Source organism: Geothrix fuzhouensis (genome assembly GCF_024609325.1).
Taxonomy (GTDB): domain Bacteria; phylum Acidobacteriota; class Holophagae; order Holophagales; family Holophagaceae; genus Geothrix; species Geothrix fuzhouensis.
The window spans coordinates 351283-376371 of record NZ_JANHMQ010000002.1; the positions used below are offsets into that span (position 1 = coordinate 351283).

The window sequence follows — 25089 nt, forward strand, 5'->3', positions numbered from 1 at the left end:
CCTAGAAGACGTATCCGCCGCCGTTAACGGGGATCGTGGCGCCGGTGACGAAGCCGGCCCGGAGGACGCCAACCACGGCTTCGGCGATATCCTCGGCCTGACCGTTGCGCCGCAGAGGCGTGTGCTCGGCCGCGGCCTGTTTGTTCTTTTCCGGAAGGTTCGCCGTGGCATCGGTCAGGGTGAGGCCGGGGGCCACGGCGTTCACGCGAATGCCCATGGGTCCCAGTTCGAAGGCCAGGGCCCGCACGAAGCCCTCCAGTGCGGCCTTGGCGGCGCTGTGGGCGGAGAACCCCCAGCCAGGGTTGCGGGCAAGGCCACTGGTGATGGCGATGATGGCGCCCTTCTTCCGTGCCAGCATCTGGGGCACCACGGCCCGACAACCGTGAAAGGCCGCCCCCATCTCACCCAGCACCTTGGCTTCGAAGGCCTCCCACGGGTATTCCAGGAAACCCTTCATGGGAAAGCTGACGGCGGCGTTGAGCACCAGGATGCCAATGGGTCCGAGCTCCGCCTGCACGGTGGCGGCCATCGCTTCCACCTGGGCCCGGTCGCGGGCGTCCGCACGCACGGCCAGGGCCCGCCCACCTGCGGCCTGGATCTCGGCCACCACGGCCTTTGCCGCAGCCTCCGAGCCGAAGTAGTTCACGGCCACCGCAGCGCCTTCCGCGGCCAAGGCCTTGGCTACGGCCGCTCCGATGCCGCGGCTGGCGCCGGTGACGAGCGCGACGTTGCCCTTCATGGACATGGAGCCTCCTTCTTCTCGATGGCTGATTCTCCGCCTGGCGTCAGATCGGCTCAAGCCTCGGCCAGATCCTGAATGGCCATGCCCCCGGCACTGGTGGCATCGCCGGTGAGGGCCCGGCGCAGGTAGCCCGCCTGGCCCAGATGGAACGCGAGGTGGGCCTCCAGGTGCAGGAGAAATCGCCCGGTGGACATCCGGTGGCCACCGATGGGGACGGGAAAGGACGCAGTCAAAGCGGCCTCCGTCATCGCCGCCATGCCCGCTTCCACGGCCACCAGGCTGGCCTCCAACTCCCCGGCGACCGAGGCTCGAGTGCCCTCCCGCTGGGCGAATTCCCGCTCCCGCTGGCGCACATAGCCCGTGGCGCCCAGGACGGCGCCCACGAAGTGCTGGAGGTTGCCCGCCACGTGCAGGGCCACGTTTCCCGCGCTGTTGGCGATGCCCGGCACCGTGCGCCAGAGGGTGGCATCATCCGGGAACAACTCTACCTCGCGGATGAGGCAGCGCAGGTCGCGGCGGAACAGCAGGAGGAGGTCGGCGGCGAGGGGCGTCATGGCGACCATCCTAAACCCATTGCTCCTGTGGGATTCTGGGGGCATGGACCTCCAAGCCCTCCTCGACGACCTGGCCATGGAATCGGCGCCCTGCGCGGCGCAGGGGAAGGTGGCGGACTACATCCCGGCCTTGGCGGCAGTGGATCCTGCGCGTTTCGGCCTCGCCCTGGCCACCATGGACGGGCAACTGGTCGGCACCGGCGACTGGCGTACGCCCTTCTCCATCCAGAGCGTGTCCAAGGCCTTCTCCCTGGCCCTGGTGCTGGCCCGGGATGGTGAGGCGCTGTGGCGGCGAGTGGGCCGCGAGCCCTCGGGCAACCCCTTCAACTCCCTGGTGCAGCTGGAGTACGAAAAGGGCATCCCCCGCAATCCCTTCATCAACGCAGGGGCCCTGGTCCTCATCGACCGGCTACTCACCCAGACCGGTGATTCCCTGGGCACCCTGCGGGACTTTCTGCGCGCCGAGAGCGGCAATCCGGCCCTGGACGTGGATCCCGAAGTGGCAGCGTCGGAGGCGTCCCATGGCCACCGCAACGCGGCCCTGGCCCACTTCATGGCCAGCTGCGGCAACCTGGAAAACCCGGTGGACCGTGTGCTGGACCACTACGTCCGTCAGTGCTCCCTCCGCATGAGCTGCGCCGACCTGGCCAAGGCCGGGCTCTTCCTGGCCAACCATGGCCTGCGGGCCGATGGTTCGCGCCTGCTCACCCGCAGCGAATCCAAGCGCATCAACTCGATCATGCTCACCTGCGGCACCTACGACGCCGCCGGCGACTTCGCCTACCGCGTGGGCCTGCCCGGCAAGAGCGGCGTGGGCGGCGGCATCCTGGCCGTGCTGCCCGAGCGCGGCGTCCTCTGCGTCTGGAGCCCCGCCCTGGATCCCCACGGCAACAGCATCGCCGGCGTCGAAGCCCTCGACCGCTTCACCACGCGGACGGGGTGGTCGGTGTTCTGAGGTTCAAGCCTGGCTTTTCTTTTCCCGCATCATCCACGCCGCCCAAGCGGTGAACAGGGCCACGGCGCCGAGGATTAGGGCCAGGCGCAGCCAGGGCTCACCGAAGGCCAGGCGCTGGCGGACATCCTCCACCAGGGTCCACAGCCACACCAGCGAACCCAGGAGCAGGGCCCAGCGTGTCAGCGCCTGGGCCCAGGGCCGCGGCACGAAGAGCGGCACCAACAGGGCGAGGCAGAGCAGCACCAGGGCCAGCTGTCCAAAGCGGAGGAAGTGCGCTCCCAGAATCAACAAGGCGAGCAAGGCGGGCAGGCGGCGAAGGACAAACATGGAAACTCCGGTGACGGGAGAATCATACTTGTGCGTCCGAAATAGGGGATCACAACCCGGAACTAGCTGTTCGTCCAGCGTTTGGACCAGGCGGCCCGGGCCTCGGGTTCGAGAAAGGTCCAGGCCAGGAAACGGCTCTGCTTCTGGCCTTGGGCCATGGGCACCGTGCGGACCTCCACAGCCCCGGCTTGGCGCAGGGCCCGGTGCAGGCCGGGCAGGTTCGCGGAGCTGGAGACGAGCGTGGTGAACCATCCCACCCGAATCGCGAGGGTGACGCTCTCGTCGATCATGCGCCGGACGAAGCCCGCCTCGCCGCCCTCGCACCACAGCTCCGCTCCGCGGCCGCCGAAGTTCCGGGTCGTCCCGGCGGCGCCGCGCCCCAGCTTCCGCCACTTCGTCTGGGCGGCCTCCCGCGCCTCCCGAGCCGAGGCGTGGAAGGGTGGGTTGCAGAGGGTCAGGTCGAAGCGCTCGTCCGGCCCCACGACGTTCCGGAAGATGGCTTTGGGATCGGGCTGTCGGCGCAGGGCGATGGCGGCCTCCAGGCCGGGGTTGGCCGCCAGAATGCGGGCTGCCGAGGCCAGGGCGGCGCCGTCGAGGTCCGAGGCCACAAAGGACCAGCCGTACTCCTGGTGGCCCAGTAGCGGATAGATGACGCTGGCGCCGGTGCCGATGTCGAGCGCCCGCACGGCGGCGCCCCGGGGGGTGGGCCCGCCCTCCGCCAGCAAGTCCGCCAGGTGATGCAGGTAGTCTGCGCGGCCGGGAATGGGTGGGCAGAGGGCGTCGGCCGGCAGGTCCCAGCCGCGGATGCCGTAGGCCTCCAGCAGGAGGGCCCGGTTCAGGGCCTTCACCGCGGCGGGGTCCGCGAAGTCGATGGTGGGCCCGCCATGGGGGGCGCGCCGCACATAGGGTTCCAGCTCCGGGCAAACGGCGATGAGCTTCGGGAAGTCGTAGCCGCCGCCGTGGCGGTTACGGGGGTGCAGACCCGGCTTGGCGGGAGGCGCGGCCTGGGCCGGTGGCCTCCGTGCCCGAACCGGGGGCTTCGGTGCCTTGGCGTGGGACTTCGGGGCCTGGACCGGTGGCTTCGGCGCCATGTCAGCGGGCCTCCCCATCCGGGGCCAGGCGGGTGGCCACGAACCAGAAGGCCAGGGCGAGGAGGAGCGTCAGGACGGCCACGGTGACGGCCAGGGACCGGCCCTGCCAGAGCCCTTCGAACCAGCGCCGGAACTCCGTGACCAGGACGTTCAGCTTCCCCCCGTAGACCTCCAGCTCGCGCAGGTATCTCTTGGTGTCCTCGGGCTCGTAGCCCAGGGGGTTGGCCGCCGGAGGGGTGGCCCGGAGGTAGATCAGGGCCGCGCTGCCGAGGCCCGCGGCCAGGATGCCCGCCGTGACGCGGCGGATGCGGCGCCGCCGGATAAGCGGGTCGGTCCCCAGCAGGCGGCCGGACTGCGCGGCTTGCCGCGCCTCCCGCGATCGGAGCGCCTCCCGCACCTGCGCGAGGTCGGCCTCGGGGATGGTCGCCCCCCGCCGCCGCAGCTCCGCCAGAGCGGCCTCTACGGCCTCGGTCTTGTAGCCCTGGGCGTGGTCCAGATAGCGGCGCAGCTCGGCGTCGGCCAGCGTGGGGATGCGCGTGCGGAACGATTCAGTCATGTCCCCAGCATAGTTTGAGTGCCTGACCTTAGAACCAGCGGCGGACGGTCCGCAGGTAGGCCTGGTAGTCCGCCCCAAAGCGGGCCGCGAGGTGGCGCTCCTCCCGGGCGATGACGTGGAAGCGGATGACGAGCAGGACGGGCAGAAGCATGAGCGCGGGCCAGAGAGCATTCGCCAGCAGGGCCACGCCGGCATGGAGCAGCGAGAGGCTGAGGTACAGGGGATTCCGGGTGAAATGGAAGGGCCCCGCGGTGAGGAGCGCCGAGGCGGGGCGATCGGGCCGCACCGTGGTGCGGGCCCGGCGGAAGGTGAGGAAACCCCAGAGCGCCAGGGCTCCCGAGCCGAGGACGAGCACGCCGCCCAGCAGCCGCGGAAGGGGGTTTCCCGGCGCGGCGAAGGGCAGCAGGAAGCGGCTCTGGAGCAGGAAGCCAAGGCCCAGCCCCGAGATGAACACGAGGGGCGGCGGGAGGCGGACCCCGGGGCCGGTGCGGTCCGCGTCCATGTCAGGCCCGGCCGAGGCCGATGCAGGCCTCCACGGTCAAAGTGGGCAGGCCGTCCCGAGACTGGGCGCGGAGGGCCCCGATGTACTCCCGTCCCACGGCCGCAGTCACCTCGGGCCCCAGTTGGCCGAAGAGGTGGGCCAGGGGTGGTGCCGACCGAGTGAAGCCAGACCAGTAGGCCTCCGGCTCGTCGATCTTCTGCACGGCCTTGGACGTCACGACCGCCACCTCGCGAAAACCCGCGGCTTCCATGCGGGTCTTCAAGGCCTCCGCACCGGCGAGCCGTGCCCACGCGGGTGGCGCAGCGTGGGACTGGAACTCGGGGACGACCTTGTGGACGGCCTGCTTCACGAGCGTCATGAGCTGGAGGGTGGCAGGATCGCGCCAGCAGACCACCGCGGCGCGTCCGTCCCGGCGCAACACGCGCCGCAGCTCCGCGAGGCCCCGGTCCTGGTCCGGGAAGAAGATCAGGCCCAGGACCGAGGCGCCGGCGTCGAAGGCTCCGTCCGGAATGGCCAGGGCCTGCCCGTCCATCACCTCGGCGGAGATGCCCGAGAGCTGTTCCTCGGCGATGCGCTCGCGAAGGCGCGCCACCATCCCCGGGGCAAAGTCAGTCGCGAGGACCTTCGCGCCGGCCCGCGCAGCCATCAGGCTGAAGACCCCCGTGCCCGCGGCCACATCGAGCACGTGGTCATCCCGCCGCAGGCCCAGCAGCCGCAGCGCGTGTGCCGCGAACTGACCGCTCAGGCCCTCGAAGGCCCGCTCATAGTCCGAGGCGATGGCGCCCCAGTTCTCGGCCACTTGGTCTGGACTCAACTCGGCCATGGGAAGCTCCCGGAGGGACTCGGCGGGGTCAGGCCGAAACCGCGATGTGAGATAGAGACTGCATCTTTATGAAAGCCACGGCCATGAAGATAGCCCGGTTCCCCCGGGGCGCCAGGTGCGATCCCTTGGCAGAGGGGTGGCGTCTGGCCCTGGTTGGAGGCGGGTGGCTGCCTCGAGGGCTCCCAGGTTGGTCCGATGGATGGCGGGAATACCCGCTTCAGGTTCCGGTGACGGTCCCGCCACCTTCCCTTCGCCCCTCCCCAGGCGGGATGGAATAGGTGCCCACCACGTGCGCCACGGGCTCGTCCAGTCCCTCGGAATAGAGCGACACCTCGCCGATGGCCAGGGCCCTGCCGACCTTCAGGAGCCTACAGCGAGCGATGATGCGCCGGTCGGCCGTGGGTTTCCGCAGGAAGTTGATGGTGAGGCTGGTTGTGACGGCCAGGGGGACGATGCCGATCACGCCCAGGATGGCCACGTACAGCGCAACGTCCGCCACCCCCATGAGCATCGGCCCCGAGACGGTGCCCCCGGGGCGCAGCTCGCCGGGGCCGACGGGATGCGAGACTGTGGCACCTCCCTCACCGACCGCCTCGACCACGCACCGGGTCTGCGGAAATTCGGCGGCAATGAAGGCCGCGATCTCGTCCTTGCTGGCCACCGATCCTCCGTGTCAACCGTGAGACGACACTAACCGGATTCGGCTTCGGCGGCTGGCCGGCCGCCCACGGTGGCCCGGACGGCAAGGATCGCCGAGCGCAGGGCCCCGGTTCGCCAGCCCACATCCAGCCACTTCCGGCCTGGAGGGTGGTCCATCCAGGCGAGGAACAGCGGGGCCACTTGGCGGCTCCACCGTCCCACGTACCGTTCGTAGGCGTCGCCTCGTTCCCAGGGATCGGAGCGTTGCTGCTGCCTCATCATCAGAACCTCGCCCGCCAATCCAGGCATCTCGACAAAGGAAGATAGGCCTTTCAGTGGCTAATCGCATGGTGTAAAAATCGGCATCAGGCCTATCCAGCCCGGCGTATGATCTTCCCACTTCTCTGTTCTGGGACAGGCCGAGGGGGGTGGTCATGCTGCGCACCAAACGGATCAAGGATCTGGATGAGCTGCGGGGTTTTGCCTTCCCGCCGCCGTACACGCTCCTGGCAACCCTCGAAACCACTGAGGGCCGGGGTGAGGCGTGGTGGGTCCTCGTCGCCTACGAGCGGTACGGCACCCAGGCCCGATGGGTTGCCGTGTTCCCAGAGGACCAGGAGGCCAGGTTCTTCACGGATGGCGATGAGCTGCGCGGGCGCTGGGACGCGGACCACGAGATCTTCATCCCGGACGAGGGTTCACCCCTGGATTTGCGCGGCAACCCCGTGTCCTTGGCTGCCATCGAGGAGGAGGAAGAGGACGAGGATGCCGAGGTTGAGGAGAGGCGACGATAGGCGTGGCCATCCCACCGAAGCAGGCGGTATCGATGGTGGTGGGATTCCTCAAAGGGAAGTGCGTATTCCCTCTGGCGTGAGTGCATGGAGGGGCAGAACGAAATCGTCTGCTTCAGCCGCATAGGCGTAAAGAGGGAAGACTACCCTCGTTTTTCACAAGTGGCTGGGTTCAGTGGAAAAAGGAAGATGCAAAAAATGATGGCGATGAGTAATGAGGCTGAAGCCGTATAACGATTAAGGGCTAGACCACCATTAATTAATGGTTTGTCTAGAAAGTCACCCACCACTGCACCAAGGGGCCGCGTAAGAATAAAAGCCGACCAAAACAGTGCAGTGTGGGATATTTTGGTCCGATAGTAGGCTACCGAAATGACTGCCAACATCGAGCCAAATAAGATGGCACTGCCACCATAACCAAGGCCAGCCCCATCTGCCATCCAATCACCCAAGGCAGTGCCTAGAGTCTGAGAGAACATGATGGTGATCCAATAAAACATTTCTGATTTAGGCGAATTTACAGAATCTACAGAGATTGATCCAAGCACATGGTTCCATACGAACAATGACACAACAACCAGGGAGAAAAGAATCAGGGTCCCCCCCAAATAACCTATGCCAAGAGAACGATCTACAAAGTCAGCTAAAGTCGTTCCGACTGTTGTTGTTGCAATAATTGTTGTCCAGTAAATAATGGGATGAAATTTTTTCGCAGACAGCTGGGCAAAAACCGCAACCACGAATAGGGTCGCAAATATTCCGGTTCCTATGAGGTAGCCAAGTTTCATCGACATCGAGACGGCATCTCCGCCTGTCTCTCCCAATGTCGTGGCAAGAATTTTGATAACCCAAAAGACCAAGGTGACCTCTGGAACTTTGCTGAGAACCTCTTGCTGTTCCATGTTCATTCCTTTCCCTGATCCACAGATAATTGCCTGGATTGTGAGGCCTAACAAACGAAGCAAACTGGCCCCATCTGCACCGTTGCGCGGGGTGGAGCCAACGTAGCGGGAAGCTGAGAGAGGGCAGAAGGCAATGCAGGCGGGGTCCGAGTTGAGCTGAGGGTTAGGCTGCAGGTTAAGGAATTGCAGGTCATGGACCAACATGGTCAGGCTCAGGAATGATGGAAAGTGCAATTAATACAATTAAAATAATTAGCAAGGAATATTTTTTGCGATCAAATGATCTAACAGCGGCAAGACACAAAACGGTAAATTGAATGATTCTGATACAAGTAATGGTTAGCAAATCGTTTGCAGTATAAGGAGATTGTAGATATAGGCCAAGGTGGTTTGCAATGATCCTGATAAAAAGTTTATCCAAATTGTATTCAAATCGAATCGGCCCATTGGTTAATGAAAAATACACTAAACTTACAATACCTGTGATGGCAGCCGAGGTGATAATGCCCAATAGAATATGTGAATTGCTTATGTCGTTTTGAGGCTTTTCCATCTGGGCTCCAGGGTAGCCTAACGAATGAAGCTAACCGGCCCCGCCTGCACCGAGGCGATGAACGAAGCCGAAGGAAGCAGGGAGATGAGAGAGAGCGAGAGGCAATGCAGGCGGGGTCCGAGTTGAGCGGAGGGTTAGGCAGCCGGGAAGTACATTGATAGTGATGAGTGATTCATATTTGTTTTGAATCATCAGAATCGGATTAATCATTCGAATATAACCACGATTTGGGTTTGGGCTTTTGTTTTCCGAAGAACATAACTAACCAAATTAATGAAAATGGCGCTAAAGAGAGCAAAACAATTCCGAATGTCATAATATCCAGTGGTAATAAAAGAATGTGAATTCCGTAATATGAGCCAAAACAAATTAGATAAATCTTTCGGCACTTGTCTACGTTTGGATGTTTTCTATAAAATAAATATAAAATGGAAATAAGCAAACAAAATGAAACTGAATATCGCCAATGGAAAAGAAGAAATTCAATGTTTCGGATGCCTAAGAGCATGATGGCTACCTAACGAATGAAGCTAACCGGCCCAACCGCAGCCGGGCGCAGAGTGGAGAGCGGAAATCCAAACGAACGAAGGAGAGCGGAAGGCAAGGGCGGTTGGGTCCGAGTTGAGCTAAAGGTTAGGCCGAGCCCTAAGCATTGACACCCCGAACACGCGGCGCGCTTGAATTTGAACCTGCTTGAGCGAGAGCGAAAGTTCATGCCGACGAGCCCAAAGGAGAACACCGGAGTTATCGCGTGAAAGTGAAGGCCAAGATGCTGAAGTGACCTCGATGATCGCAGAAATCCATGGGCCGATGGTTGATGAGTAAGCGATAACCCGATTCAGTAGAACCAGAAGACCGAGAAATGATGCGGGTTTGCCGCCGGAGCAAGCCAGGCTGACGAAGCTGGGCCAGAACCCCACCACCAAGCAGACAGAAAGAGACGGGCGAACGAGGCCTAACGAATGAAGCTAACCGGCCCCGCCTGCACCGAGGCGATGAGCGGAGCCGAGGAAGCGAGACGAAGAGAAAGAGCGAAAGGCAATGCAGGCGGGGTCCGAGTTGAGCGGAGGGTTAGGCAACTTGGGCCACAATACTATTTCATTTGAATACCGCGAAGCCGGTCGGCACGAGCCACCAATTTCCCTGATGGAGAGCGGAATTCTAAACTTCGAGCTTGGCCTGTTACGCACGCATCAGCGTTTGCATACGTGGTGACGATCCCTTCCGTTTGCCGGTCGGACCAGGAGAAGTAGTCCTGTCCAAGGGTGACTACCACCCACCCATCTTCTACTGCGACACTGGCGACGATATACGGGCGCATCTTGGCCAAGGCCTTTTTCGCAGCAGCCTTATCGCAAGCGTGAGCTTGGGTGGCCGTGAAAGCGGCGAGAACAACAACAAGAGAAAATCTGGTCAATCGCGCCATGACTACTCCTGTTTGATTGATGAAGCTGCCTAACGAATGAAGCTAAGCGGCACCGCCTGCACCGAGGCGCTGAACGAAGCCGAGATAGCGAGAACAAGAAAGAGGACGGAAGGCAATGCAGGCGGGGTCCGACTTGAGCGAGAGGTTAGACGCCACCGTTTGAAACGATCGATCATGTAACTGAGAAGATTGAGGAGAATTAGATATACAGGCAACCCGTAAAGTAGGTGCAGGCGAAATATTTTGCTGAAGAAAACAGTTCGATTCAAGGAGAACCAACCATTGTCGGGGGTCCAATGAGTCGAAATAAATTTAGTTTCGTGCCGCGGCCCCAAGTTGAGATTTTGTGGCACCTCGTAAGGTTCCGGGTACCCAATTAGCTTAGAAACAGGGCCCTGAAAGAGGTAAACAGGAACTTCGAGGATCCTTGCAACGAGGATGTGAGTTCCCATCCAACGCTTGTGTTCCAAAGGGTAGGCGTTTTCTGAAACTACCCAGATGTAGGTAAGAATTAGGAACGACCGGATGAGATGCCCAATTTGAACGAAAACCCGGCGAGCCCACTCCGGAACGTTGGACAGAACGATTGGGGATTGGAATTTGAGGGTCATGGTGAGTGGCGTCTAACGAATGAAGCTAACCGGCCCCGCCTGCACCGAGGAGATGAGCGGAGCCGAGATAGCGAAATGCTGAGAGAGAACGGAAGGCAATGCAGGCGGGGTCCGAGTTGAGCGTAAGGTTAGGCGGCCGAGTAATTAGTGATGTTTTAAAATATGAATTATAATATGTTTAAATAATTTTCGATAAATATTTTAGATACTCACATGATATACCGACTGAGCTTCATGTTCCGAGTCCCTGGGACATGAAGCTTAGTCGGTATTTTATTCAAACGATGATTCCATTACTGTTTTTTAAATGATTTCTTCTTTTCTAATTCCAATGGTTGTTCACAACTGTGCCGACTAATTCCCCATGATATCTGTCCAGAAGGAACAACTCGGTGAAAAACAGATATGCAGACAGGGATATTGTCTCTATGAACGGGCTGGATAATAAATGGTAGTGTACTCGTTTTTTCGAAAAGAATTGAGCCATCCTTTGAAATTAAAATATCTACTTCGAATAGAATTAAACTCTTCTTTCCGCCTACAGAACTTGCGGATACTTTACCTAGTTCTATTGGAAAGACTTTGGAAGGTAGTAAGCCATCAACTTGAACAATTTCAGAATAGCTAATATCGCCTGAAACCAGATCTCGTGAGGAAATGTCATCTTTTGTGAATTCTCCACGACCTCCAAATTTACTTGGGTCCAATTCGCCCACAGAAGAATGGACTTTAAACGAAACTAAAGCTCCAGGGGGTAACTTATCCATGGAACCAAGATTTAGTTGAATTATTCTACTGATGGAATCTTGTGCCGACGCATTGACTGAAAAAATGAGTGATACAATAAAAAATAAAATTTTCATTTGTCAATCTCCTTTTAGCAGGGTCCAACATCGTTATACCAACAAGTCGTTGCATCTTCAGAATCGAAAATCCAGAGTCGACACTCTCCGCTTGTGAGATCGAATATCACAAGATATGGACAAGAGGGGCTTCGTGCAAATGCTGGCCCAGAGCTAAAGGCTAATGTCATGGCGGTTGCCACCATGGCTCGCCACACTCGACGAAATGACATTTTCACACCTCCTTATCATCATGGCGGCATGGCCGCTAGTTGTGATTAGGCCGGAAGCGCCATAATTTATTGAAAATAATGGCTGACCTAGGCCCGTTGAAACTGGGCATCACCCTAACGCCGCCGCGGCAATGGAGGAAGATATTCCGCCGAACGGTATCAAATCAGCCTCTGAACGGGTACCAAAAAGATAGAGCAGGGAACATTAGGGCCGTAAAGCCGTCTAACGAATGAAGCTAACCGGCCCCGCCTGCACCGAGGCGCTGAGCGAAGCCGAGGAAGCGGGAAGTTGAGAGAGAGCGGAAGACAACGTAGGCGGGGTCCGAGTTGAGCGCAAGGTTAGGGCGCAGCATGGGTGCAATTTGTTGATATAGGCAACGGATTGGAGATGATTGCTTATTTTTACTGTTTATCTGTAAATACAATAAGTGTGGCTCGATAATCATTTCCCTGGTCGGGATTTCCCTTTAAGTCATGGTCGTTAACGATCCGGGTATCTAGCACAATTAGGCCATCTGCGCCTGCGCGAGCAGCGGCAATTCGAAATTTACCGAAAATCGTTCCCTCATCTGGGCGGTAGCTCCAATCAAGGTACTGGACCATCCCGATCTCTTTGTAAGGTCTAGTTGGTTTTCTGCTGATGTAGATTTCGACTTCATCGGGGTTTTTCTGTATTAGATTCGCCTGGCCAAACATGGAAGTTCTTACGCCTCTTGTCTGGTCTGCTTCGGGGCTAGAGCAACCAATCGCTACAAAAAAGAGGAAAGTGATAAGAGGTAAAAATTTCATGATGCTCCCTTTATTTTATTTGAGGTTGATATAGTAAAGGTGCTTTCTAGCAAGTGTGTCAGTAGAATGAGAAAGAGTGTATGGAATAATGGCTGTCTGGCCATGGTTTGGCTTAGGGTTATGGGTTGTCAAAAGGCATTGGGACCGATCAAGTGTTTACAAATGCCGGGAACCCATTGCCAGGGATCTCCTGGGCACCGGTCCCAAGCCAGGCGCGGATTGTCCGTCTTTGCCTTCATGAACCAAAAGAAGAGTTTATTGTTATCCCAGGTGCGCCGTTCCGCAATTGGAACACGCATTAATTCTGTTCTTACAGCCTGTTCGAATTCCGATTTGTTCATGGGACGTCTCCGAAGGCCTAACGAATGAAGCTAACCGGCCCCGCCTGCACCGAGGTGCTGAGCGGAGCCGAGGAAGCGAGAAGCTGAGAGAGAGCGGAAGGCAATGCAGGCGGGGTCCGAGTTGAGCTAAGGGTTAGGCGCGGGCCTAGTCATTGGATTTTGACACTTGAAGGGACTTGGCGTCGTTCGATGTAGCCAGAAACCTTTTTGTCGGGGGTTTTGGCGTTGAAGTGGAACTTGATGTAAGGGCGAGCGCCATCGTTGGGGTGAAACTCGGTTGTGAGGTAGGCACGCTCATCTTCAGTGAGTTCACGGACGGACCCATCTTCATTCACATAGACGAACTTGAATCCGTCCTCGTTTGGGCGTCGAGACCGAGTGATGAATTTGTATCCAACCCACACCGCCAGAACTGCGGCGATGACTTCAGTGGTGATTTGAAGGGGTTGGTTCATGGCGTGTTCACTGGCGGCTAACGAATGAAGCTAACCGGACCCGCCTGCACCGAGGCGCTCAGCGGAGCCGAGGAAGCAGAACGATGAGAGAGAGCGGAAGGCAAGGCAGGCGGGGTCCGAGTTGAGCGGAGGGTTAGGCCGTGATGCGTGACCATTCGATCTCCATGGGACTATTTGGGGAGAATCCAGATGAAGAACAGGCCGATGAGTGAAAGATGCTGTGCCAGGGACACCCAACCTGGGATGTTGTCATCAATTCGATCGTATTCAGTGCCAGCTGGCCAAAGATATCGAAGCCTAAAGGGAAGTAGCGCCCAGAAGGCGGCTGAAATGAAGCCAACATTTTTTACGTGATAGAAGAACGAAATGACGACCGAAATCGCTAGAGCCAATCCACAGATTATTTTGAGGTTTTCGACCATGCAGCAATCTCGACGAACGGCCTAACGAATGAAGCTAACCGGCCCCGCCTGCACCGAGGCGCTGAGCGGAGCCGAGGAAGCGGGAAGCTGAGAGAGAGCGGGAGGCAATGCAGGCGGGGTCCGAGTTGAGCTGAAGGTTAGGCGGCGGCCAAAGGTTTGCATGGTTCAAGCGTCAATCAGCCGGAGTTCAGATGGTGGAACCTGGATATCTCTACCGGTCGAAAGTTCTACGGTGTATATCAGACCGGACTCATCAATGAATGCGGAAATGACAGAACCTCTTAAACCCGCGTCGGGGCCACACTGCAGCTCGACCGCGTCGTTGCAGACAAACGGCATATCTTCGGGATGCCGACGGCCTTCATAGAACGCGCTGTCTAGTTCATTCTCATTCGACATTTTGAGGGCGCCTAACGAATGAAGCTAAGCGGCCACGCCTGCACCGAGGCGACGAACGGAGCCGAGATAGCGAGAAGAAGAAAGAGAACGCCAGGCAAAGCAGGCGGGGTCCGACTTGAGCGAGAGGTTAGGCGATTCAGCCCCAACGATATGGGCCAGGGAATGACGACAGCCCAAATCAGTGCCAGTGACCAGGCAAATGGTTGAGACATTAGCGCGGGAATTCGCTCGACCAGCCACCGGCCAAGTAACAAAGGTGGAATACCAATGATCCAACCAATTTCTGAGAAGAAGCGAATTTGCCACCACCTTGGATGGCCAACGAACGGGTAATACAAGGCCTGGATCATGCAGAAGAAGGCAAACCCCGACAGTACGAGGTGAACAATCCGGATTCGCTTTTGGGTTGGCAGCAGAATCACATGAACGCCTAACGAATGAAGCTAACCGGCCCCGCCTGCACCGAGGCGCTGAACGAAGCCGAGGAAGCGGAACGAAGAGAAAGAGCGGAAGACAGGGCGGGCGGGGTCCGAGTTGAGCTGAGGGTTAGGCCCCCTGTGGCGAGTCTCCAGGTTACCTGTAGGTTGTACCAGGCTTTAGATGTGCACGTGAATCTAGTGCATAGGTGGCAAACACCTTATGGGCAGATGCGAATGGGAAGTTGAAAGCATGTTCTGTGACGTCAAAAAAAATTAACCCCAAGGGCCTTGATGAATCAGATGGACAAATAATTGTGTAGCTAATTCTGTGACCATTTGCATCATCGATGTATCCTCCACTAACATTCCCATACTTGGTAAATAACTCAACTTGACCTTTATTATTTGTATCAAAACGCTCATTAATATTTTGTCTGTTTGTTAGATAAATCTTGCCTCTATCGAGAGGTAGCCCATCCGGATTGATAATAGTTAGATACAATGTTACTCTGATCTGTTTATCTATTATAATATTAATAGTTATAGCAATAATAACTAAAGAGAACAAAGTGTATCCAATCACCTTACCGAATTTCTCGCGAGGTACCGGGTCTGACTTTAAAATTAGTATGAATAGGCCAACAAAAAAGAATGGAGCGAGAGCAAGCATAGAATAACCCGCTGCCATACCAATAAACCCACCAGCTGATATTCCGAGTAAAAACAAAGACAATTGCCATATAAAACAAGAACACCATGTTGTTAAAATGATTAATTTTAAATATTTAACAAATAAATATGATTTCAAAATTAAAAATGTATACATTAAGCAAAACATGATGCAAATTGAAATAATGAATTTTTGATGATCAAAAAGGTAAGATACTGCCGAATTTGGAAGCATGATAAGTCTCCATCGTAAATCGTCGAATTAAAGAAGCTCAGCTAGTGGGCCTAACGAATGAAGCTAACCGGCCCCGCCTGCACCGAGGCGCTGAACGGAGCCGAGGAAGCGGGAAGCTGAGAGAGAACGGAAGGCAATGCAGGCGGGGTCCGAGTTGAGCTAAGGGTTAGGCGACCAGTTTCAGTAGCTCAGTGGGAAGCCCGTGAAATAAAAGGTTCGGGTGGTGCCGTCACGCAAAAGAATGGTGACAGCGTCCGTGGGTTGATTGACCCCATTGCACGACATCAGCAGACTTTGGCCCTTAGGAAGGAATCCTGGATAGCGGGCCTTCATCCATGCGTACTCATCGGCCACAGATTTGACGCGAATTGCATGAGCGCAATCCTGCCCTTCCAAGTTTTGCTCCGGGGTCGAAGTTGGCTTGCTGCAGGCCAAAACGACAAGAATGAAAGGAAGAAGCAGTATTGCCTTCATAAGATCTCCGAAATGTACGTGATGGCGCCTAACGAATGAAGCTAACCGGCCCCGCCTGCACCGAGGCGCTGAACGAAGCCGAGGAAGCGGGAAGCTGAGAGAGAGCGGAAGGCAATGCAGGCGGGGTCCGAGTTGAGCTAAGGGTTAGGCCGACGGTCATGGCAGTTGGGATTTTGACGAACACTGGTCATAGAGAAAGATTGCTACGGCTGGTGCTAAGCAAATGGGCGCACCAAGAATGACAGGGTAGGCCCAACCAGCTAGGCCTGGCCCGAGAGCGTTGAATACCAAAGGCCGAATCCACACGATGCAGACCGAAAGCCACGCGGGGAAGGCGAGGCAGAAGGTAATTACTCCGACCCACTCTCTGGGCGTGGGTTTGTAGAAGCGACCCTTTGAATTCGGATCCATCTTGGGAGGCCTAACGAATGAAGCTAACCGGCCCCGCCTGCACCGAGGCGCTGAACGGAGCCGAGGAAGCGAAATGAAGAGAAAGAGCGAGAGGCAATGTAGGCGGGGTCCGAGTTGAGCTAAGGGTTAGGCCTTGTGAGACCTTGCAAGTTTTTTGGCGGCGGACAAGCGTTCTTTAAGTTTGGCTGGCCCTGAACCTGGTGCTTTCGGCTGGGCTTCGTAGCGTTCTAAGATGGCAACCTCATCTTCGTATCGTTTGTCTTTCCGGTAAATGATCGCGAGCTGTTCGTAGTACCAGGGTGCGACTCCCCAGCCTTCACCAGCAAATCTTGACTCCCGCTCTGTCGCCTCGATTGACTGAATTAGTAAAACGATGGCTTCTTCATTTCTGGACTCTCGCTTTAGTTGCTTGATCGTTTCGACCGTGTCTGTGTAATGGACTCCATCGGTTGAGCCAGCTGATTTGATGGATTCACGCACTTGCCTGAGTTCTTCATTGAGAGATCCAACCGTCTCCGCTGCCGGTGTTGGATTACCAAATAATCGTTTGAACCAGTTCATGGACGGACCCGATGAGGCCTAACGAAAGAAGCTAACCGGCCCCGCCTGCGCCGAGGCGCTGAGCGGAGCCGAGGAAGCGAGAAGATAAGAGAGAGCGGAAGACAATGCAGGCGGGGTCCGAGTTGAGCTAACGGTTAGGCCGAGACGCCGGTTCTGACGTGACATGAACCAAGGCGATGGGAAGACCGAGCGGAGGAAGGGAAAGAGCAACCTGGGGCGTTGCCACCATGAACGCATGCCCGCCATGAAGCTCAAAGCAAAACGGCCGAACAGGCGATTTGGCGGGCTGAACGGGGTTCAGAGAGCCCTGCTTTCGAGGCCTAACGAATGAAGCTAACCGGCCCCGCCTGCACCGAGACGATGAGCGAAGCCGAGGAAGCGAGAAGCTGAGAGAGAGCGGGAGCCAGTGCAGGCGGGGTCCGAGTTGAGCGGAGGGTTAGGCCAATTATGAACATGATGTTGGAGGTTAAACTGCTTTAATGAATTCCTGGAGAGATCGTAGTAGCTCGAGATATAAGGCCCAGAACTCAGTGTATGCGTCATCCCTGCGAGTACGAACTATAGAGCCATCGCCTTTCATTGATTCAATATAGAAGTATATTTCAGACAAGTTTTCTTCAGACGGTTCTATCTCCAAATTATTGCCAACATTGTTATGGGCAAAGGCATTACGAATAGAAAGCAAGCGATGGAATTTGTCACGATTGATAAAATCACCATTAATATTTTTGTTGATGACCTGAAGCAATTTAATCTTGGCGCCAAAAGAAACAACCGAATTATCAAGGAGATTCAATTTGACAAATTTTTCGGCATCTAATATTGGTGCAATATAGTTAAAAATAACGGTATTTATGAGCTGCTCTATTTCGCTGAAGCGCTCAACAATGACTCCCGTTCTTTGGATCTGTTCTTCTAGGCTGTAGGACTTTGAAGATGTCATGGAAGTGGCCTAACGAATGAAGCTAACCGGCCCCGCTTGCACCGAGACGATGAGCGGAGCCGGGATAGCGAGAAGCTGAGAGAGAGCGGAAGGCAATGCAGGCGGGGTCCGAGTTGAGCAGAGAGTTAGACCGAGCCCTAAGCAGTGGCGACCTGAGCACACGGCGCGCCTAGATTTGAGCCTGCTTGAGCGGGAGCGGGAATTCATGCCGACGACCCCAAAGGGAAATTGCCGGAGTTATCGCGTGAGAGTGAAGGCCGAGAAGCTGAAGTTACCCCGATGATGGCAGAAATCCATGGGCCGATGGTTGGTGAGTAAGCGATAACACTATTCGTTGAACGCTGAAGACTGAGGAATGGCGAGGCTTTGCCCTGAATCAGTGAACCAACGATCGAACCCGACGAACCCCACGCACACCCAGCAGACAGAAATAGACAGGCGAACGAGGCCTAACGAATGAAGCTAACCGGCCCCGCCTGCACCGAGGCGCTGAGCGGAGCCGAGGAAGCGAGAAGTTGAGAGGGGGCGGAAGGCAATGCAGGCGGGGTCCGAGTTGAGCTAAGGGTTAGGGCGCATGAGAACGAAGAATGGGAATTCGTGCAGAACATGCTTCAGTCTCCGATTGGACTAAGAGCGACCGCGATTTTGTTCTGAGAGATCAAATTTTCGAAGGCATGTACATCAATGGAAACAGGGGTTCGTTTGTTGAGCACCCCATTTCCATTCGCGTCAAAGAAGTAGGAATCTTGTCCATCCAAAATTCGGAGCCTTACCTTTTGGTTGTCGAATGAAAGGTGATCTTCTTCTTTGATGAGCGCCCGTACCGAGTCGGGCATTTCTTGATGTTTGATGATTAATTGGATAAAGGCGCTCTTAACAATGGTCTGTTTGGTGACTGGGCGATAAGTTTGAATTGAGAAGGGGAGATAGTCGATTTGAACGCCCGCACTGGCAGGAGTCCCGACAATCGCGGCTGGCAGAAGGAGAATCAGTGCAAGGCCTCTTCGCATGAACAACTCCAGGAATGGATGCGGCCTAACGAATGAAGCTAACCGGCCCCGCCTGCACCGAGGCGCTGAACGGAGTCGAGGAAGCGAGAAGTCGAGAGAGAGCGGAAGGCAATGCAGGCGGGGTCCGAGTTGAGCGCGAGGTTAGGCCGAGCCCTAAGCAGTAGCCTCCCGAGCACACGGCGCGCTTGGGTTTGAGCCTGCTTGAGCGAGAGCGAAAGTTCATACCGACGAGCCCAAAAGGAGAACACCGGAGTTATCGCGTGAACGTGAAAGCCGAGATGCTGAATGGACCTCGATGATGGCAGAAATCCATGGGCCGATGGTTGATGAGTAAGCGATAACCCTATTCAGTGAAACCAGAAGACCGAGGAACGATGCGGCTTTGCCGTCGGAGCAAGCCAGGCTGACGAAGCTGGGCCAGAACCCCACCACCAAGCAGACAGAAAGAGAAGGGCGAACGAGGCCTAACGAATGAAGCTAACCGGCCCCGCCTGCACCGAGGCGCTGAACGGAGCCGAGGAAGCGAGTAGCTGAGAGAGAGCGGAAGGCAATGCAGGCGGGGTCCGAGTTGAGCGAGAGGTTAGGCGCTCGGGAACGAGGCTAAAAGGGTATGTCGTCATCGGGTTTTATCGGTAAATGGCTATAATCGTGCTGGATATAGTTGCTTTGGGTATGATTGTATTTTTCTTCAAGGCGACTGTAAACGGATTCGTAATAATCGGCCAGTATGAATTCACTCTCCCATTCTGGTGGGATTTCTTTGTGGTATTTTTCCCATAATACAATGGCCTTATTTCTAAAAACTTGAATTTCTTCTTCTATTTTATTGATCCACCAATGTGACTGTATGGCCGCAGCCGGAACACGTGCCTTCTCAACCCATTTTTCAAAACTATCGGTGAGAGTAGATATTTTTTTACTCAAAGCTATTGTGTCGACGCCGCTACAAAAAGCACATTTGGTGAAATTGGGTATATTGTGTTGAATTGGTTGCCATATTCTTGGATTATCGATAACGTTGGTTGCATCAAGTTCTAGCCATAAATGTTCGGATTTTAGACGTTTGAATTCATCAACTTCATGGGTTACAAGAATTTCAATAGCTAGTACGGGTTTGCGATCATGAAGTAAAACAACATCTGGTCTAAGGTCCTTTACTTGATGTTCCAATTTGACTTCATCGATCTTGGTGCGGATAAGCGGTCTTCTAATCTCGCCTTCACAACTCCACCATTCTGTTCCCATGCAGTTGCCTGTGATAGTCGGAGTAGGACCTCGATTTTCAAGCCATGCTTCTATTGCTTTTTGGAGTTCAAATTTCGCTGTTTTATGTAGGTAAGATTCCCATGAACACCCAAATCCTGCTTTATGTGCAAAGTGCCTTACTTTGATTGAACCAGATCTTAGAATGATTGGTTTCAAGCACCCTGGGCACACATATGAAGTTTTCGGTGTTCCATCTTTGGCTGAGATTAAATGGCCTTCGGGATCAAGCGCCCATGGAACCTTGAATGACTTGGTTTGGTCGTTCATGCAGTGAGCGCCTAACGAATGAAGCTAACCGGCCCCGCCTGCACCGAGGCGATGAGCGGAGCCGAGGAAGCGAGAAGCTGAGAGAGAGCGGGAGGCAATGCAGGCGGGGTCCGAGTTGAGCGGAGAGTTAGACCGAGCCCTAAGCAGTAGCGACCTGAGCACGCGGCGCGCTTAGATTTGAGCTTGCTTGAGTGGGAGCGAAAGTTCATGCCGACGAGTCCAAAAGGAGAACACCGGTGTTATCGCGTGAGAGTGAAGGTTGAAAAGCTGAATTGACCTCGATGATGGCAGAAATCCATGGGCCGATGGTTGATGAGCAAGCGATAACTCTATTCCTTGAAGACCAAAGACTGAGAATTGGCGAGGCTTTGCCCTGAATTCGTGAACGGACGATCGAACTCGCCGAACCCCGCGCTCACCCAGCAGACAGAAATAGACAGGCGAACGAGGGCTAACGAATGAAGCTAACCGGCCCCGCCTGCACCGAGGCGCTGAGCGGAGCCGAGGAAGCGAGAAGATGAGAGAGAGCGGAAGACAATGCAGGCGGGGTCCGAGTTGAGCGGAGGGTTAGGCCGAATGGGCTTATTTGAGGTGCTCATATTCTTTATCTTCTAGAGTCCGGCCCACGAACGAGGTAGGGTCATCGGTCCAGCCAATGACGCCGGGGTGCGTCCGTATTTGTACCCACCATTCTGAGTTGGGCTCGCGGGTATAGTGGCCTAGCCGATCCTTGCTGTAATCCGGATCGAAACCAAACTCGATTCGGCCTTCACACCAGAAATAGTAAGAGCCCTCACTGCCATAATCATAGATATATAGAGTCTCCCCTGGTTGGTGAGTATGGTTTCCGGCAGCACAAGACCATGGTTGAGCCAGGACGAATAGTCCAGGGACCGTGCGCATGTCGCTGTGAAGGGCTTCGACGACCTCGCCAACGTGGATGATGGCGACGGACGCTGGCCCCCGCTTCGAGTCCGCGTAGAGCTTCACTTCCTTTTGAGCCTTCCACTGGCCGAGTTCGAAGTACTCCCCGGGGGCGGCATTCTCATGGAGATAGAGCATAGGTGGTTCTGGATAGGGCCCTTTCTTGATCACCTCGGGGTTAGGACTATACGGGATCTGGCTCTTGTTCACTTGAAGGAAATGGATCACTCGCTCACGCCCATCTGGCAGCCGTACAGCCATCGGATAGTGGTTACCTTGTATGGAGTTAAACCGCAGCACAACGGCTCCAGGGAGGTTGCGCTGGACCCAATTGGTGGTTTCCTCTATCGACACGAACCTGATTGGTTGAGCGGGGTTCATGCCTTCCAGGTCCGTGGCCATAGTTGGATCGGACTTCGCGAAGGTTGGGGCCAAAGTGATTTGTGTGGGCGAAGGTTGCGTCGCTGGAGATGAGGGCTTAGTGGACCTATCGCATGCCAGTGAGGTTAGTGCGAGCAAGGCGAACAAGGTGAGGAACGCTTTCATGGACAACCTATGGATGCGGCCTAACGAATGAAGCTAACCGGCCCCGCCTGCACCGAGGTGCTGAACGGAGCCGAGGAAGCGAGAAGTTGAGAGAGAGCGAAAGGCAATGCAGGCGGGGTCCGAGTTGAGCGCAGGGTTAGACCGCACCATAGCAAGCCTTGGTTATTTGGCATCTGGGGTAGGCATGGGAAGTAATGTGATTTGGCCTGTTGGTTCAATGCGGTAGTGCACACCTTTACCGAGGACGTGCCAACGGACATTAGGGAATAAAATTGCAACTGCCACATCGGTCTCAGTGGGGTAATCAGAATTAGCGTGGTTATGCCCGAACCCAGGGTCGTGAGCACCAGGAGGCAAAGACTTAATCAAATCTTTCGGGTGAACCTTATGAACGGTTTGATGAAAAGTCGTAACGACATAAGGTTTGGCCTCGCCTGGAAGGTAAGAGGACTTCAGGTCTTTGCCAATAATAATTTCATCCGGGTTGTCTTGCCTGGGCATTACGTACAGGGAAAACCCACCCGTTGGCTCGAGCATAGGAATCATGTACATCACGTACGATAATTCGCCGAATTGTTTCTTCCAGGAGGCAAAGTAATTTGCTAATTCAATAACGTCGGATGGCAATTTGATTGACTCAAGGACCCTGCCCAATTTTATATCCTTAACGTCACACTCAACGACTTTGTAGACGGTGAATTCTTTGTTGAAGGAGCCAGGTTTTTCGTAGAATACAAGCCAGCGGTTTCCATCACGAACAATGACAGGCGAGCCAATATTTTTGGGATTTTCTCCTGCCTGCTTCAGGATTGATTTGGTTGAATTTTCTATCAGGATTCGATCAGCAAGATCTGCTCCTCGCTTTTCAAGCCAAACGACTCGGGCCAGTTCTGGACCAGTCGCGTTGGCTGCGGGTGCTTGATGTGTTGCGAGAAGTGACCAAACCAACAATGGAAGAAAGGTCATGTTGGATGTCTCCTAAAGTGCGGGCTAACGAATGAAGCTAACCGGCCCCGCCTGCACCGAGGCGCTGAGCGGAGCCGAGGAAGCAGGGAGTTGAGAGAGAGCGGATGGCAATGCAGGCGGGGTCCGAGTTGAGCGCAGGGTTAGGCTGAAGAGTCATCGTGGAATTTTGATTGATTGAAAGGCCATTCGCCAGTGCATTGAACCACCAAGCCAGGTCGAGAAATCCGTGTCTTTTTACTTTGGATGTTGCCCCATGGGGATACACGATGAATCAACAGGCTCTCAACGTCGGCGAGTAGCTCACTAGAAAGCCTTCGCCCCTCAGGCAGATAGAGTTCACCCAGTAACGGGATGTGCTCTGTGATGCCACGATCTTTTTCGAGGTCGTTCCAGAAATGTTCCTTGGCTGCCCGAGTCCACCTTCCGCGAACACTCACGCCCCATGATTTCCCGATGTAAAGCACCTCAAGAGTCTTAGGGGCGAGATAGGCGTAAAGGCACTTGATGTTCTGCCAGGACTCATCCTGATGGCTTGTGAGACCACGCCAATCAACCCTGACAAGATATTTGTCGGTCATGTGTGAAGCCTAACGAATGGAGCTAACCGGCCACGCCTGCACCGAGGCGCTGAGCGAAGCCGAGGAAGCAGGGAGATAAGAGAGAGCGGAAGGCAATGCAGGCGGGGTCCGAGTTGAGCTGAAGGTTAGGCCGCACCAGGGTTTTTTCATGAATTCACCTTACGCCATAGCCAGAGAAGGCCAAAGGCGACAATGAACGCAAGCTGGACGAAGTCGAGCCAAATCGGATTGTCATCGAATGGAACATCGATAGCCGTGGAAAGCTGGCTTCTACATGGGATGAAGGACCAAATTAGGGCAGAGAAGAATCCGCGTTTCTTCACCATGTAGGCGAAGGAGATCACAACGCTGACCCCAAACCCCACAAAGAGGGCTGAGTAGAGTGTCTCCGTGAAGGAAGCAATCATTCAGTGCGGCCTAACGAATGAAGCTAACCGGCCACGCCTGCACCGGGGCGATGAGCGGAGCCGAGGAAGCGAGATGAAGAGAAAGAGCGGAAGACAATGCAGGCGGGGTCCGAGTTGAGCTAAGGGTTAGGCCGATGGCGGGTATTGGACCCATACGGACTCCCCTTCATGGTGTTCTTGAATGGTCCAAATGTCCTTCGTGATTGCCTGAAGATCCTCAGGATCACGATGCTCAGAGAACACAGTCACCACAATTCCGGCTTCTCTCAGTCGAGCCACTTCTTCCTTGGTGAGAACGCCCTCGTTCAACCAGATAGGCGAAGGCGTTCGACCTAGCTCCGCCACGAGGTCTTGGTATCCCGTTGTGGTTTGTACGTAGAAAACCATGGAGGCCTAACGAATGAAGCTAACCGGCCCCGCCTGCACCGAGGCGATGAGCGGAGCCGAGGAAGCGAGAAGCTGAGAGAGAGCGGAAGGCAATGCAGGCGGGGTCCGAGTTGAGCGGAGGGTTAGGGCTCAGACGCTGCAAGCCCGAGTGCTTGACGGGTGAACCGATTGAAGTCTTCGGACATGAGGCCGATCTGGCCGTCATGATGCCACCACCCAGCATATTTAAAAGTTCCAGCCCAATCTGGTCGAGTTGGGAGCGGTGCTTCGCTTCTTACGAACCAGGAGGTGTTGCCATCAGCAAGCTGAACAAGAGCGATCCCGTGTGATTTGGCAAACTCAATTGCCCCAGCTTGAAATCCGGCAGTCGAGAACAACATGCCTTTGTGAGCCCCGAGAGACTGGAGTTTGCTGAGTAGAACTTGTACATCCTGTCTCTCGACCTTTCGTTTGTGGTGCTTGCACTCCACGAGCACGACAAATTCGGCATTGAGCGCAGAGAAACGTGCAACTACGTCGATCACGTAGTCACCATCTGGACCGCCTACCTTTTCCTGATGGGTAGATGTGTATGAGATGAGCGGCTCTCCAGTGGCATCGAGAATGCCCTTCACGGCCAACTCAAAATCCAGGGGCGACAATGAAATCGGTTGGTCAGAAAACATTGCTGAGCCCTAACGAATGAAGCTAACCGGCCCAACCGCAGCCGGACGATGGGAGGAGAACGGAAATCCAAGTCCACACGGGAGCGCGGAAGGCACGTGCGGTTGGGTCCGAGTTGAGCGCGAGGTTAGGCCGAGCCCTAAGCAGTAGCGCCCCGAGCACGCGTTGCGCCTGGATTTGAGCCTGCTTGGCTGAGAGCGAAAGTTCATGCCGACGACTCCAAAAGGAAATTGCCGGAGTTATCGCGTGAGAGTGAAGGGCGAGACGCTGAAGTGACCTCGATGATGGCAGAAATCCATGGGCCGATGGTTGATGAGTAAGCGATAACCCTATTCCTTGACTGCTGAAGACGGAGGAACGGCGGGGTTTTGCCGATGGAGCGGATCGGAAGGCTGAAGCCGAATCAGTGC

29 protein-coding genes are annotated in these 25089 nt (G+C 55.8%); 2 read left to right on the plus strand and 27 right to left on the minus strand.

Going from position 1 to position 25089, the window contains the following annotated elements; translation table 11 throughout:
* Position 1: 1 nt before the first annotated feature.
* On the minus strand, positions 2 to 745 hold the full coding sequence (locus NOV74_RS08900) for an SDR family oxidoreductase (RefSeq protein ID WP_257311221.1): 744 nt from the start codon (positions 743 to 745) through the stop codon (positions 2 to 4).
* Between the two features lie 50 nt (positions 746 to 795).
* The gene (locus tag NOV74_RS08905) at positions 796 to 1296 is read right to left on the minus strand and encodes a DinB family protein (RefSeq protein WP_257311223.1); all 501 of its coding nucleotides are present in this window, start codon (positions 1294 to 1296) and stop codon (positions 796 to 798) included.
* Positions 1297 to 1339: 43 nt separating this feature from the next.
* Here NOV74_RS08905 and NOV74_RS08910 point away from each other — a divergent pair, with 43 nt between their 5' ends.
* Positions 1340 to 2251 carry a glutaminase gene (locus NOV74_RS08910; protein ID WP_257311225.1) on the plus strand — a complete coding sequence of 304 codons (912 nt, stop codon included), beginning with the start codon at positions 1340 to 1342 and terminating at the stop codon, positions 2249 to 2251.
* A gap of 3 nt (positions 2252 to 2254) precedes the next feature.
* Here the strand turns inward: NOV74_RS08910 and NOV74_RS08915 are convergent, their stop codons facing one another.
* The 7 genes from NOV74_RS08915 to NOV74_RS08945 all read right to left on the minus strand — a co-directional run bounded on the left by NOV74_RS08915 (position 2255) and on the right by NOV74_RS08945 (position 6471).
* A complete protein-coding gene (locus tag NOV74_RS08915; RefSeq protein ID WP_257311228.1) occupies positions 2255 to 2578 on the minus strand; it encodes a hypothetical protein in 324 nt (107 codons plus the stop codon).
* 62 nt (positions 2579 to 2640) lie between these two features.
* Entirely contained in the window at positions 2641 to 3669 is a 1029-nt protein-coding gene (rlmF, locus tag NOV74_RS08920; protein ID WP_257311230.1) for a 23S rRNA (adenine(1618)-N(6))-methyltransferase RlmF, read from the minus strand.
* Position 3670: 1 nt separating this feature from the next.
* On the minus strand, positions 3671 to 4225 hold the full coding sequence (locus NOV74_RS08925; protein ID WP_257311233.1) for a hypothetical protein: 555 nt from the start codon (positions 4223 to 4225) through the stop codon (positions 3671 to 3673).
* 28 nt (positions 4226 to 4253) lie between these two features.
* Positions 4254 to 4727, minus strand: coding sequence for a methyltransferase family protein (locus tag NOV74_RS08930; RefSeq protein WP_257311236.1), 474 nt, complete (start codon positions 4725 to 4727; stop codon positions 4254 to 4256).
* Between the two features lies 1 nt (position 4728).
* Entirely contained in the window at positions 4729 to 5550 is an 822-nt protein-coding gene (locus NOV74_RS08935) for a class I SAM-dependent methyltransferase (protein ID WP_257311239.1), read from the minus strand.
* 217 nt (positions 5551 to 5767) lie between these two features.
* Complete coding sequence (locus tag NOV74_RS08940) at positions 5768 to 6211, minus strand: PaaI family thioesterase (RefSeq protein WP_257311242.1); 444 nt, start codon at positions 6209 to 6211, stop codon at positions 5768 to 5770.
* Between the two features lie 29 nt (positions 6212 to 6240).
* On the minus strand, positions 6241 to 6471 hold the full coding sequence (locus tag NOV74_RS08945) for a hypothetical protein (RefSeq protein ID WP_257311244.1): 231 nt from the start codon (positions 6469 to 6471) through the stop codon (positions 6241 to 6243).
* Positions 6472 to 6623: 152 nt separating this feature from the next.
* On the opposite strand from NOV74_RS08945, the gene NOV74_RS08950 reads away from it, so the two are divergent.
* Positions 6624 to 6983, plus strand: coding sequence for a hypothetical protein (locus NOV74_RS08950; RefSeq protein WP_257311247.1), 360 nt, complete (start codon positions 6624 to 6626; stop codon positions 6981 to 6983).
* 140 nt (positions 6984 to 7123) lie between these two features.
* On the opposite strand, the gene NOV74_RS08955 is transcribed toward NOV74_RS08950, so the two are convergent.
* The 18 genes from NOV74_RS08955 to NOV74_RS09040 form a co-directional block, all read right to left on the minus strand.
* Positions 7124 to 7888, minus strand: a complete 765-nt coding sequence (locus NOV74_RS08955) for a COG4705 family protein (RefSeq protein ID WP_371748426.1) — start codon at positions 7886 to 7888, stop codon at positions 7124 to 7126.
* Between the two features lie 184 nt (positions 7889 to 8072).
* Complete coding sequence (locus NOV74_RS08960) at positions 8073 to 8435, minus strand: hypothetical protein (RefSeq protein WP_257311253.1); 363 nt, start codon at positions 8433 to 8435, stop codon at positions 8073 to 8075.
* Positions 8436 to 9528: 1093 nt separating this feature from the next.
* On the minus strand, positions 9529 to 9861 hold the full coding sequence (locus NOV74_RS08965) for a hypothetical protein (RefSeq protein ID WP_257311255.1): 333 nt from the start codon (positions 9859 to 9861) through the stop codon (positions 9529 to 9531).
* Between the two features lie 904 nt (positions 9862 to 10765).
* Positions 10766 to 11335 (minus strand): hypothetical protein, encoded by a 570-nt coding sequence (locus tag NOV74_RS08970; protein ID WP_257311258.1) that lies wholly within the window; start codon positions 11333 to 11335, stop codon positions 10766 to 10768.
* 614 nt (positions 11336 to 11949) lie between these two features.
* A complete protein-coding gene (locus NOV74_RS08975; protein ID WP_257311260.1) occupies positions 11950 to 12336 on the minus strand; it encodes a hypothetical protein in 387 nt (128 codons plus the stop codon).
* 128 nt (positions 12337 to 12464) lie between these two features.
* Positions 12465 to 12677 carry a hypothetical protein gene (locus NOV74_RS08980; protein WP_257311261.1) on the minus strand — a complete coding sequence of 71 codons (213 nt, stop codon included), beginning with the start codon at positions 12675 to 12677 and terminating at the stop codon, positions 12465 to 12467.
* A 149-nt stretch (positions 12678 to 12826) separates the two neighbouring features.
* Positions 12827 to 13132 (minus strand): hypothetical protein, encoded by a 306-nt coding sequence (locus NOV74_RS08985; RefSeq protein ID WP_257311264.1) that lies wholly within the window; start codon positions 13130 to 13132, stop codon positions 12827 to 12829.
* Positions 13133 to 13302: 170 nt separating this feature from the next.
* Entirely contained in the window at positions 13303 to 13554 is a 252-nt protein-coding gene (locus NOV74_RS08990) for a hypothetical protein (protein ID WP_257311267.1), read from the minus strand.
* 972 nt (positions 13555 to 14526) lie between these two features.
* On the minus strand, positions 14527 to 15276 hold the full coding sequence (locus NOV74_RS08995; protein WP_257311269.1) for a hypothetical protein: 750 nt from the start codon (positions 15274 to 15276) through the stop codon (positions 14527 to 14529).
* A 180-nt stretch (positions 15277 to 15456) separates the two neighbouring features.
* Positions 15457 to 15750: a hypothetical protein gene (locus NOV74_RS09000; RefSeq protein ID WP_257311271.1), complete on the minus strand. Its 294-nt coding sequence runs from the start codon at positions 15748 to 15750 to the stop codon at positions 15457 to 15459.
* Between the two features lie 537 nt (positions 15751 to 16287).
* Entirely contained in the window at positions 16288 to 16722 is a 435-nt protein-coding gene (locus tag NOV74_RS09005) for a hypothetical protein (protein WP_257311272.1), read from the minus strand.
* 466 nt (positions 16723 to 17188) lie between these two features.
* Entirely contained in the window at positions 17189 to 17665 is a 477-nt protein-coding gene (locus tag NOV74_RS09010; RefSeq protein WP_257311274.1) for a hypothetical protein, read from the minus strand.
* Between the two features lie 611 nt (positions 17666 to 18276).
* On the minus strand, positions 18277 to 18675 hold the full coding sequence (locus NOV74_RS09015) for a hypothetical protein (protein WP_257311276.1): 399 nt from the start codon (positions 18673 to 18675) through the stop codon (positions 18277 to 18279).
* A gap of 600 nt (positions 18676 to 19275) precedes the next feature.
* Positions 19276 to 20208: a competence protein CoiA family protein gene (locus NOV74_RS09020; RefSeq protein ID WP_257311278.1), complete on the minus strand. Its 933-nt coding sequence runs from the start codon at positions 20206 to 20208 to the stop codon at positions 19276 to 19278.
* Between the two features lie 582 nt (positions 20209 to 20790).
* Positions 20791 to 21513: a hypothetical protein gene (locus NOV74_RS09025; RefSeq protein WP_257311280.1), complete on the minus strand. Its 723-nt coding sequence runs from the start codon at positions 21511 to 21513 to the stop codon at positions 20791 to 20793.
* A 327-nt stretch (positions 21514 to 21840) separates the two neighbouring features.
* The gene (locus tag NOV74_RS09030) at positions 21841 to 22644 is read right to left on the minus strand and encodes a hypothetical protein (protein WP_257311282.1); all 804 of its coding nucleotides are present in this window, start codon (positions 22642 to 22644) and stop codon (positions 21841 to 21843) included.
* A 140-nt stretch (positions 22645 to 22784) separates the two neighbouring features.
* On the minus strand, positions 22785 to 23222 hold the full coding sequence (locus NOV74_RS09035; protein ID WP_257311284.1) for a hypothetical protein: 438 nt from the start codon (positions 23220 to 23222) through the stop codon (positions 22785 to 22787).
* 916 nt (positions 23223 to 24138) lie between these two features.
* The gene (locus tag NOV74_RS09040) at positions 24139 to 24681 is read right to left on the minus strand and encodes a restriction endonuclease (RefSeq protein ID WP_257311285.1); all 543 of its coding nucleotides are present in this window, start codon (positions 24679 to 24681) and stop codon (positions 24139 to 24141) included.
* Positions 24682 to 25089: the final 408 nt, after the last annotated feature.

Excerpts from the sequence above, each read along its gene's own strand:
- NOV74_RS09015 (WP_257311276.1), bottom strand. The coding sequence starts at position 18,675 with ATGCGAAGAGGCCTTGCACTGATTCTCCTTCTGCCAGCCGCGATTGTC.
- NOV74_RS08910 (WP_257311225.1), top strand. The coding sequence starts at position 1,340 with ATGGACCTCCAAGCCCTCCTCGACGACCTGGCCATGGAATCGGCGCCC.
- NOV74_RS09030 (WP_257311282.1), bottom strand. The coding sequence starts at position 22,644 with ATGACCTTTCTTCCATTGTTGGTTTGGTCACTTCTCGCAACACATCAA.
- NOV74_RS08930 (WP_257311236.1), bottom strand. The coding sequence starts at position 4,727 with ATGGACGCGGACCGCACCGGCCCCGGGGTCCGCCTCCCGCCGCCCCTC.
- NOV74_RS08900 (WP_257311221.1), bottom strand. The coding sequence starts at position 745 with ATGTCCATGAAGGGCAACGTCGCGCTCGTCACCGGCGCCAGCCGCGGC.
- rlmF (WP_257311230.1), bottom strand. The coding sequence starts at position 3,669 with ATGGCGCCGAAGCCACCGGTCCAGGCCCCGAAGTCCCACGCCAAGGCA.
- NOV74_RS08985 (WP_257311264.1), bottom strand. The coding sequence starts at position 13,132 with ATGAACCAACCCCTTCAAATCACCACTGAAGTCATCGCCGCAGTTCTG.
- NOV74_RS08925 (WP_257311233.1), bottom strand. The coding sequence starts at position 4,225 with ATGACTGAATCGTTCCGCACGCGCATCCCCACGCTGGCCGACGCCGAG.
- NOV74_RS08915 (WP_257311228.1), bottom strand. The coding sequence starts at position 2,578 with ATGTTTGTCCTTCGCCGCCTGCCCGCCTTGCTCGCCTTGTTGATTCTG.
- NOV74_RS08935 (WP_257311239.1), bottom strand. The coding sequence starts at position 5,550 with ATGGCCGAGTTGAGTCCAGACCAAGTGGCCGAGAACTGGGGCGCCATC.
- NOV74_RS08995 (WP_257311269.1), bottom strand. The coding sequence starts at position 15,276 with ATGCTTCCAAATTCGGCAGTATCTTACCTTTTTGATCATCAAAAATTC.
- NOV74_RS09035 (WP_257311284.1), bottom strand. The coding sequence starts at position 23,222 with ATGACCGACAAATATCTTGTCAGGGTTGATTGGCGTGGTCTCACAAGC.
- NOV74_RS08905 (WP_257311223.1), bottom strand. The coding sequence starts at position 1,296 with ATGACGCCCCTCGCCGCCGACCTCCTCCTGCTGTTCCGCCGCGACCTG.
- NOV74_RS09025 (WP_257311280.1), bottom strand. The coding sequence starts at position 21,513 with ATGAACCCCGCTCAACCAATCAGGTTCGTGTCGATAGAGGAAACCACC.
- NOV74_RS09010 (WP_257311274.1), bottom strand. The coding sequence starts at position 17,665 with ATGACATCTTCAAAGTCCTACAGCCTAGAAGAACAGATCCAAAGAACG.
- NOV74_RS08945 (WP_257311244.1), bottom strand. The coding sequence starts at position 6,471 with ATGATGAGGCAGCAGCAACGCTCCGATCCCTGGGAACGAGGCGACGCC.
- NOV74_RS08950 (WP_257311247.1), top strand. The coding sequence starts at position 6,624 with ATGCTGCGCACCAAACGGATCAAGGATCTGGATGAGCTGCGGGGTTTT.
- NOV74_RS08955 (WP_371748426.1), bottom strand. The coding sequence starts at position 7,888 with ATGAACATGGAACAGCAAGAGGTTCTCAGCAAAGTTCCAGAGGTCACC.
- NOV74_RS09000 (WP_257311271.1), bottom strand. The coding sequence starts at position 15,750 with ATGAAGGCAATACTGCTTCTTCCTTTCATTCTTGTCGTTTTGGCCTGC.
- NOV74_RS08975 (WP_257311260.1), bottom strand. The coding sequence starts at position 12,336 with ATGAAATTTTTACCTCTTATCACTTTCCTCTTTTTTGTAGCGATTGGT.
- NOV74_RS08960 (WP_257311253.1), bottom strand. The coding sequence starts at position 8,435 with ATGGAAAAGCCTCAAAACGACATAAGCAATTCACATATTCTATTGGGC.
- NOV74_RS08990 (WP_257311267.1), bottom strand. The coding sequence starts at position 13,554 with ATGGTCGAAAACCTCAAAATAATCTGTGGATTGGCTCTAGCGATTTCG.
- NOV74_RS08980 (WP_257311261.1), bottom strand. The coding sequence starts at position 12,677 with ATGAACAAATCGGAATTCGAACAGGCTGTAAGAACAGAATTAATGCGT.
- NOV74_RS09020 (WP_257311278.1), bottom strand. The coding sequence starts at position 20,208 with ATGAACGACCAAACCAAGTCATTCAAGGTTCCATGGGCGCTTGATCCC.
- NOV74_RS09005 (WP_257311272.1), bottom strand. The coding sequence starts at position 16,722 with ATGAACTGGTTCAAACGATTATTTGGTAATCCAACACCGGCAGCGGAG.
- NOV74_RS08965 (WP_257311255.1), bottom strand. The coding sequence starts at position 9,861 with ATGGCGCGATTGACCAGATTTTCTCTTGTTGTTGTTCTCGCCGCTTTC.
- NOV74_RS08970 (WP_257311258.1), bottom strand. The coding sequence starts at position 11,335 with ATGAAAATTTTATTTTTTATTGTATCACTCATTTTTTCAGTCAATGCG.
- NOV74_RS09040 (WP_257311285.1), bottom strand. The coding sequence starts at position 24,681 with ATGTTTTCTGACCAACCGATTTCATTGTCGCCCCTGGATTTTGAGTTG.